This window comes from Streptomyces synnematoformans (assembly GCF_039531005.1).
Classification (GTDB): domain Bacteria; phylum Actinomycetota; class Actinomycetes; order Streptomycetales; family Streptomycetaceae; genus Streptomyces; species Streptomyces synnematoformans.
In genome coordinates, this window is the sequence record NZ_BAAAPF010000043.1 from 24,156 (window position 1) to 32,469 (window position 8,314).

Sequence of the window (8,314 nt, forward strand, 5' to 3'; positions counted from 1 at the left end):
AGTTTCTGGCCCCCGTCGTGAGGACAGCATCCATGAGGTCCCACCTGCTCAACGACCGCACCGCCGGCACCTACCGTCGTACGGTCACCGCAGGCGTCGAGCACATCGCGGCCCGACTGGCCCATGCAGACCGCCCGTTCACGGGCATCACACCCCCCGCACTCGCCCCCGTCGTCGACGCCGTCGACCTCGACCACCCGCTCGGCGACGCCGACGCCGCCCTCGCCGAGCTGGACCGGCTCTACCTGCGCGACGCCGTCTACTTCCACCACCCGCGCTACCTCGCCCACCTCAACTGCCCCGTCGTCATCCCCGCCGTGCTCGGCGAGGCGGTGCTCGCCGCCGTCAACTCCTCCCTCGACACCTGGGACCAGTCCGCCGGCGCCACCCTCATCGAGCGCCGCCTCGTCGACTGGACCACGGCCCGCATCGGCCTCGGCCCGGCCGCGGACGGCGTGTTCACCTCCGGCGGCACCCAGTCCAACCTGCACGCGCTGCTGCTCGCCCGCGAGGAGGCCTGCGACGGCGTACGCAAACAGCGGGGCGCCGGCCTGCGCACCCCCGAGATCCTCCCCCGGCTGCGCATCCTCGCCTCCGCGCACGGCCACTTCAGCGTCCGCAAGGCCGCCGTGCTGCTCGGCCTCGGCGAGGAGGCCGTCGTCGAGGTGCCGTGCGACGCCGAGCGCCGGATGCGGCCCGACGCGCTGGCCGCGGCGCTCGCCGGACTCCAGCGCGACGGCCTGGTCCCCATGGCCGTCGTCGCCACCGCCGGCACCACCGACTTCGGCAGTGTCGACCCGCTGCCGCAGATCGCCGGGCTGTGCGCCGGGTACGGCGTGTGGCTGCACGTGGACGCGGCGTACGGCTGCGGGCTCCTGGTCTCCGGCCGCCGCCGGCACCTGCTCGCCGGCATCGAGCGCGCCGACTCGGTGACCGTCGACTTCCACAAGGCCTTCTTCCAGCCGGTCAGTTCGTCGGCCGTGCTGGTACGGGACCGGGCGACCCTGCGGCACGCGACGTACCACGCCGACTACCTCAACCCCGAGCGCATGGCCGCCGAGCAGATCCCCAACCAGGTCGACAAGTCCCTGCAGACCACCCGCCGGTTCGACGCGCTCAAGCTGTGGCTGACGCTGCGCGTCATGGGCGCCGACGGCGTCGGCCGGCTCTTCGACGAGGTCTGCGACCTCGCCGGCGCCGGCTGGCGGCTGCTCGACGCCGACCCCCGCTTCGAGGTCGTCGTCCGGCCGCAGCTGTCCACGCTGGTCTTCCGCTACGTCCCGGGCGCCGCCGCCGGCCCGTCCGGCACCGGCCCCGATCCAGCCGACCCCGCGCTCACCGACCCCGACCTCGTCGACGCCGCCAACCTGTACGCGCGCGAGCAGCTGGCCGCCTCCGGCGCCGCGCTCGTCGCCGGCACCAAGGTCGACGGCCGGCACCACCTGAAGTTCACGCTGCTCAACCCCGAGACCACGACCGAGGACCTCGCCGCGGTCCTCGACCTCATAGCCGAGTACGCCGCCGCCTACACGGGAGAATCCCTTGTCCCCGACGTCCCCGCCGCCTCCGCGGTCCCCACGCGCTGAACACCGCGTCCACGACTTCGTCGCCGTCGGCCTCGGCCCGTTCAACCTGGGCCTGGCCTGCCTCACCGAGCCGGTCGACGGCCTCGACGGCGTCTTCCTGGAGCGCAAGCCCGACTTCGACTGGCACTCCGGGATGTTCATCGAAGGCAGCACGCTGCAGACGCCGTTCCTGTCCGACCTGGTCACGCTGGCCGACCCCACGTCCCCGTACTCCTTCCTCAACTATCTGAAGGAAACCGGGCGGCTGTACGCGTTCTACATCCGCGAGAGCTTCTATCCGCTGCGCGAGGAGTTCAACGACTACTGCCGCTGGGCCGCCGCCAAACTTCCCGGGATCCGCTTCGGCGAGGAGGTCACCGCCGTCACCCGGGACGCGGCGGACGGCACGTACCTCGTCCGCACCCCCCGCGGCGAGTACCGCGGGCGGCGGCTGGTGCTGGGCACCGGCACGCCGCCGTACGTGCCCGAACCCTGCCGGGGCCTCGGCGGCGACCTGATCCACAACAGCCGCTATCTGGAGCACCGGGAGAGCCTGCGCGCCAAGGAGTCGGTCACCGTCGTCGGCAGCGGGCAGAGCGCCGCCGAGATCTACTACGACCTGCTGCAGGACCTCACCCCCGGCGGCTTCCACCTCACCTGGGTGACCCGCTCGCCGCGGTTCTTCCCGCTGGAGTACACCAAGCTGACGCTGGAGATGACCTCGCCCGAGTACGTCGACTACTTCCACGCGCTGCCCGCGCCCGTCCGCGACCGGCTCGGCCCCGCGCAGAAGAACCTCTACAAGGGCATCAACACCGAGCTGATCGACGCGATCTTCGACCTGCTGTACGCCAAGTCCCGCCGCGGCCCGGTGCCGACCCGGCTGCTGACCAACACCGCCCTGGTCTCCGCCGGGTACGCGGACGGCACGTACACCCTGGGCCTGCGCCACGAGGAGCAGGGCCGGGACTTCGACCTGGCCACCCAGGGGCTGGTGCTGGCCACCGGCTACCGCTACGCGGAGCCGCCCTTCCTCGCCGGCATCGCCGACCGCCTGGCGCGCGACGAGCGGGGCCGCTTCGCGGTCGCCCGCAACTACACCGTCGACCACGCGGGCCGCGAGGTCTTCGTGCAGAACGCCGAGCTGCACACCCACGGCTTCGCCGCCCCCGACCTCGGCATGGCCGCGTACCGCAACTCCTGCATCATCCGGGAGATCGCCGGCCGCGAGGTCTACCCGATCGAGAAGTCCATCGCCTTCCAGGAGTTCGGAGCGCCGGCCTGATGAACCTCACCCTGCGCCCCCTCGACCCGGTCCGGGACGCGCCGCTGCTGCACGCCTGGGTCACCCACCCCAAGGCCGCGTTCTGGCTGATGCAGGACTGCACGCTGCCGGAGGTCGAGAAGGAGTACGCGCGGATCGCCGCCGATCCGCACCACGACGCCTTCCTCGGCCTCGCCGACGGCGTCCCCGCCTTCCTCGCCGAGCGCTACGATCCCGCGCACCGCGAGCTGGTCGGCGTCTACGACGCCGCGGACGGCGACGTCGGGATGCACTTCCTCACCGCCCCGGCCGGGAAGCCCGTGCACGGCTTCACCCGGGCGGTCATCACGGCGGTCATGGAGTGGCTGTTCACCGACCCGGCGGTGCGCCGGGTCGTGGTCGAGCCCGACGTGCGCAACACCGCCGTGCACGCGCTCAACGAGGCCGTCGGCTTCCGCGTGGCCAGCCGGGTGCGGATGCCGGGAGGGCCCGGAGCCCCGGGGAAGGAGGCGCTGCTGAGCTTCTGCACCCGCGAGCAGTTCGCCGCCGCGCGGGCGGCGGCGGCCGGGCCGCCCGACGCCACCGGCCACCTCACCCCCGACCGGTGGGCGGAGGCCACCCGCCGGCTGCTGGCCAAGGCCATCGGCGAGTTCGCCCACGAGCGGCTGCTGACGCCCGAGCCGCGCGGGGTCGGCTCGTACGCGCTGCGGGCCGGGGACGCCGAGTACCGCCTCGAGGCCCGCCGCTACGCGCTGGACCACTGGCGCGTCGACCCGCGCACCGTCACCCGGCACGCGCCCGGCGACCCGCCCGGCGGCTCCGGGCTCGACGCGCTCCGGTTCTTCACCGAACTCCGGGAGCCGCTGGGGCTGAGCGCCGAGGTGCTGCCCGTGTACCTGGAGGAGATCACCTCCACGCTGGCGGGCACCGCGTACAAGCTCGCCCGGCCGGAGGACGCCGACACCGGGCTGGCGGCGGCGGACTTCCAGCGGATCGAGGCGGGGATGACCGAGGGCCACCCCTGCTTCGTCGCCAACAACGGCCGCCTCGGCCTGGGCGCCGCGGACTACCGCGCGTACGCCCCCGAGACCGGCGCCCGCACCCGCCTCGTCTGGCTCGCCGCCCACCGCGACCGGGCCGCCTTCACCTGCGCGGCCGGCCTCGACTACGACACGCTGCTCCGCACCGAGCTGGGCGAGGACCTGCGCGACGGGTTCGCCGCCCGGCTGCGCGCCCTGGGCCTCGACCCGGACGACTACCTGCTGATGCCCGTGCACCCCTGGCAGTGGGAGCACAAGCTCTCGGTCACGTTCGCGGGCGAGGTCGCGGCCCGCCGGCTGGTGTACCTCGGCGAGAGCGAGGACACGTACCAGCCGCAGCAGTCGATACGCACCTTCTTCAACACCTCCGCGCCCCGGCGGCACTACGTCAAGACCGCGCTGTCCGTGCTCAACATGGGCTTCATGCGGGGTCTGTCGGCCGCGTACATGGAGGCCACCCCGGCGATCAACGACTGGGTCGCCGGGCTGGTCGAGCAGGACGAGGTGCTGCGCGGCACGGGCCTGGTGGTCCTGCGCGAGCTGGCCGCCGTCGGCTACCGCCACGAGGCGTACGAGGCCGCCACGCCCCCCGGCTCGCCGTACCGCAAGATGCTCGCCGCGCTGTGGCGGGAGAGCCCGGTGCCGCGGCTGGCCGAGGGGCAGCGGCTCGCCACGATGGCGGCGCTGCTGCACACCGACCGGGCCGGCCGGCCGCTGGTGGCGGAGCTGGTCGAGGGCTCGGGGCTGGCACCGGAGGTGTGGCTGCGCCGCTATCTCGACGCGTACCTGACGCCGCTGCTGCACGCCTTCTACGCGTACGGGCTGGCGTTCATGCCGCACGGCGAGAACGTCATCCTCGTCCTGGACGAGGCGGGCGCGGTGGAGCGCGCGCTGTTCAAGGACATCGCGGAGGAGGTCGTGGTCATGGACCCGGACCTGCCGCTGCCGCCGACGGCGGAGCGCATCCGGGCCGAGGTGCCCGACGACATGCAGCTGCTGTCGGTCTTCACGGACGTCTTCGACTGCTTCTTCCGCTTCCTGGCACCGCTGCTGGACGAGGCCGGGGTGCTGGGAGAGGAGGACTTCTGGCGGACGGTCGCCGCGTGCGCGCGGGACTACCGGGAGTCGGTGCCGGACCTCGCGGACAGGTTCGCGCGGCACGACCTGTTCGCGCCGGAGTTCGCGCTGTCGTGCCTCAACCGGCTGCAGCTGCGCGACAACCGGCAGATGGTCGACCTGGCCGACCCGTCGGCGGCGCTGCAGCTGGTGGGAACGCTGCGGAACCCCCTGGCCCCGTACGCCCCGCATGCCCGGCACGCGCCGTACGCCCCCCATGCTCCCCGCACACCCACCCCAGGGTAGGCCGCCCCACCGACAGAACACCGCGCCCGCTGCCCCCGGCCGCCCACACCGCGCGGGCACGCGGGCGCGCGGGCGCGGACCCGACCCACGCGCGCGGGCCCGGGGGTACGGGGCACCCCCGTACGCTCAGCGCAGCGCGTCCGCGTCGCGGGCCGCCGCCCGCAGGAAGAACGGCACCGTCAGCACCGAGGCCACCGCGAAGAAGCCGAACGCGGCGCGCGGCCCGGCGAGTTCGGCGAGCAGCCCCACCAGCCCGGCGCCCAGCGGCATCGCGCCCCAGGCGAACATCCGGTTCGCGGAGCTGAACCGGCCCAGCATCGCGTCCGGGACCGCCCGCTGGATGACGGTGCGGCTGTTGACCGTCCACAGCGTGCCGCCGAGGCCGCCGAGGAACGCCGCCGCGGCGACGGCGCGGGCGTCGGCGGTCAGCGCCGGGACGGCGGCCATCGCGGCGGTGCCGAAGAGGTCGGCGAGCATCACGCGGCGGCGGCCCAGCAGCCGGCCCAGCCGGGTGACGGTGACCGCGCCGAGGAGCCCGCCGATGCCCAAAGCGCTGAGCAGGGCCCCGTACTCGCCGGGGGTGAGGCCCATGTCGCGGGTGGCGTACAGCGGGATGAGGGCGAGCCAGGCGCCCCAGGTGCCGGAGAGCACGGTGAGGATGAGGGAGAGGGAGCGCAGCAGGCGGTGCCGCCAGAGGTAGCGCAGGCCCTCGGCGATCTGCCCGTTGACGGTGGTGGCGGGGGACGCCGGCGCCCCGCCCCGGTCCGTTCCCCCCACGCCGTACGCCCCGCCCCCGGCCCCGGCACCTGCCCCGGCCCGGAACCGCCCGACGAGCAGCAGCAGCACGAGCGCCGCCGCGGCGTACGCCGCCCAGGTCGCCCCCAGCGCGTACCCCGCGCCCAGCGCGATGAGCAGCCCGCCGACGAACGGCCCGGCGAACTCGCTGAACACCGTCTCCGCCCCCGCCATCCAGGCGTTCGCCCGGTCCCGCCCGGCGGGCGGCACGGCGGCGGGGACCAGGGCGGAGGCGGCCGTGGAGGCGACGACGTCGGCGACCCCGACGGCCGCCCCGGCGGCGGCCAGCAGCCCGAGGGACAGCCGGCCGCTCGCGGCCGCGGCGAGCAGCGGCACCATGGCGGCCAGCCGCAGCACGTTGACCACCCACAGCAGCCGCCGCCGGTCGACGCGGTCGACGAGCACGCCCGCGTGCAGGGCGACGAGCAGCCACGGCAGCGAGATCGCCAGCGCCACCCCGGTGACCTGCCCCGGGGAGCCGCCCGCGCGGGCGGCGAGCAGCGGCAGCGCCATCTTCACGACGCCGTCGCCGAGGTTCGTGACGGCGGTGAAGGCGACGAGCACGGCGGTGTTGCGCCGCCCGGGATCCCGGCCGGTCCGCACCCGGCCGTCCTCCAGCACCGCGGACATGTCCGCCATGACCCACCCACCCCTAACCATCAAAGCCGATTGCCGGTGAGAGGAAGTTACCACCAAACGCGATAGCCGGTAAAGTGGTCCGTATGCGCGCACCTCCCCGGGCCGCCGAGCTGGTGGCCGACTTCGCCAACACCCTCGACATCCACGCCGGCACGGACGCGCTGCGCACCCCCGCGGAGCTGGCCGCCTGGTTCACCGCCCGCGACCTGCTCCCCCCGGACGCCCCCGCCCCCGACGCCGCCCTGCACACGGCCTGCACAGCCCTGCGCGCCGGCATCCGCGAGCACCTCGGCACCCACGTCGGCGACACCCCCGACCCCGCCGTCACCGCAGCCGCCGACACGGCGCTGACCCGCTTCCCGGTCCGCATCGCCGCCGACGGCACCCTCGCCCCCGTCCCCGGCCGGACACCCGCCGAGCGGGCGGTGACGCAGTTGGCCATCGCCTGGAGCACCCTGGCGGTCACCGGCGACGCGGCCCGCCTGAAGCGGTGCGCGGAGCACACCTGCCACGAGGTGTTCTGGGACGTGTCGAAGAACCGCAGCAAGCGCTGGTGCTCGATGCAGGGCTGCGGCAACCGCGCCAAGGCCCGCGCCTACGCCGCCCGCCGCGCGGCCGCCTCCGGCTGAGCCCCCGCCAGACCCGCGGGCGGCGGGCCACACGCGTCAGGGCCCGTACCGCGTCCGCGATACGGGCCCTGACCTGAGAGGGTGAGTGACGGGACTTGAACCCGCGGCCACCTGGACCACAACCAGGTGCTCTACCAGCTGAGCTACACCCACCGTGAGCTGATGCTTCCGCACCGGCCGACTAGAAGTGTACAGGGTCGCCGGCGGTGCTTGCCGCCGGCTTTCCCCGGCGGGTTACGAGCCGTCCGCCGCCAGCGTGTGGCGGGCGGCGATGGCCTTCGCGGTGTCGGAATCCGGGCCCGGTGCGGGGACGAAGACCGCCTCGCGGTAGTAGCGCAGCTCGGCGATGCTCTCCTTGATGTCCGCCAGGGCCCGGTGGTTGCCGGCCTTCTCGGGGCTGTTGAAGTACGCCCGGGGGTACCAGCGGCGGGCCAGCTCCTTGACGGAGGAGACGTCCACGATGCGGTAGTGCAGGTGGCCCTCCAGGTCCGGCATGTCCCGGCTGAGGAAGCCGCGGTCGGTGCCGACGGAGTTGCCGCAGAGCGGGGCGCGGCCGGGCTCGGGCACGAACGCGCGCACGTAGTCGAGCACCTGCCGCTCCGCGTCCGCCAGCGTGGTGCCGCCGGCCAGCTCGTCGAGCAGGCCGGAGGCGGTGTGCATGGCGCGTACCACCGGGGGCATGGAGGCGAGGGCGGCCGCCGGCGGCCGGATGACGATGTCGACGCCGTCGCCGAGCACGTTCAGCTCCGAGTCGGTGACGAGCGCGGCCACCTCGACGAGCGCGTCGTCGGCCAGCGAGAGGCCGGTCATCTCACAGTCGATCCACACCATCCGATCGTTCATGACCCTCACCCTACGTGCCGGTCGCGCTGGCCCGGCACGGTCGCGCGCCGCGCAAGCGCACCGCGGTGCCGCTGCGGGAGCGGCTCGGGGTGCTCGGGCGCGTACGCGTCGGACTGCGGCTTCTCGGCGGCGGCCCCGGCGCCGCCGCCCCCGCCGTCCCCGCCGGGCAGCTGCGGG

6 protein-coding genes and 1 tRNA gene are annotated in these 8,314 nt (G+C 74.4%); 4 read left to right on the plus strand and 3 right to left on the minus strand.

The window, feature by feature from the left end:
- The first annotated feature begins 32 nt into the window (after positions 1 to 32).
- Genes ABD317_RS10430 through ABD317_RS10440 form a run of 3 tightly spaced genes read left to right on the plus strand, consistent with a single transcriptional unit; the run spans position 33 to position 5,231 of the window.
- Positions 33 to 1,586 (plus strand): pyridoxal phosphate-dependent decarboxylase family protein, encoded by a 1,554-nt coding sequence (locus ABD317_RS10430; RefSeq protein WP_344289510.1) that lies wholly within the window; start codon positions 33 to 35, stop codon positions 1,584 to 1,586.
- Entirely contained in the window at positions 1,543 to 2,850 is a 1,308-nt protein-coding gene (locus ABD317_RS10435) for a lysine N(6)-hydroxylase/L-ornithine N(5)-oxygenase family protein (protein ID WP_344289511.1), read from the plus strand. Before ABD317_RS10430 ends, ABD317_RS10435 begins: the two co-directional genes overlap by 44 nt.
- Positions 2,850 to 5,231 (plus strand): GNAT family N-acetyltransferase, encoded by a 2,382-nt coding sequence (locus ABD317_RS10440; protein ID WP_344289512.1) that lies wholly within the window; start codon positions 2,850 to 2,852, stop codon positions 5,229 to 5,231. The genes ABD317_RS10435 and ABD317_RS10440 overlap by 1 nt, the downstream gene beginning before the upstream one ends.
- Before the next feature lie 126 nt (positions 5,232 to 5,357).
- On the opposite strand, the gene ABD317_RS10445 is transcribed toward ABD317_RS10440, so the two are convergent.
- A complete protein-coding gene (locus tag ABD317_RS10445) occupies positions 5,358 to 6,665 on the minus strand; it encodes an MFS transporter (RefSeq protein WP_344289513.1) in 1,308 nt (435 codons plus the stop codon).
- Between the two features lie 83 nt (positions 6,666 to 6,748).
- Between ABD317_RS10445 and ABD317_RS10450 the strand changes: the two genes are divergently transcribed.
- Positions 6,749 to 7,294 (plus strand): CGNR zinc finger domain-containing protein, encoded by a 546-nt coding sequence (locus ABD317_RS10450; protein WP_344289514.1) that lies wholly within the window; start codon positions 6,749 to 6,751, stop codon positions 7,292 to 7,294.
- A gap of 80 nt (positions 7,295 to 7,374) precedes the next feature.
- Here the strand turns inward: ABD317_RS10450 and ABD317_RS10455 are convergent.
- Both ABD317_RS10455 and orn read right to left on the minus strand, forming a co-directional pair.
- A tRNA-His gene (locus tag ABD317_RS10455) sits at positions 7,375 to 7,447 on the minus strand.
- Positions 7,448 to 7,528: 81 nt separating this feature from the next.
- Positions 7,529 to 8,137, minus strand: coding sequence for an oligoribonuclease (gene orn / locus ABD317_RS10460; protein ID WP_078627631.1), 609 nt, complete (start codon positions 8,135 to 8,137; stop codon positions 7,529 to 7,531).
- Between the last annotated feature and the right edge of the window lie 177 nt (positions 8,138 to 8,314).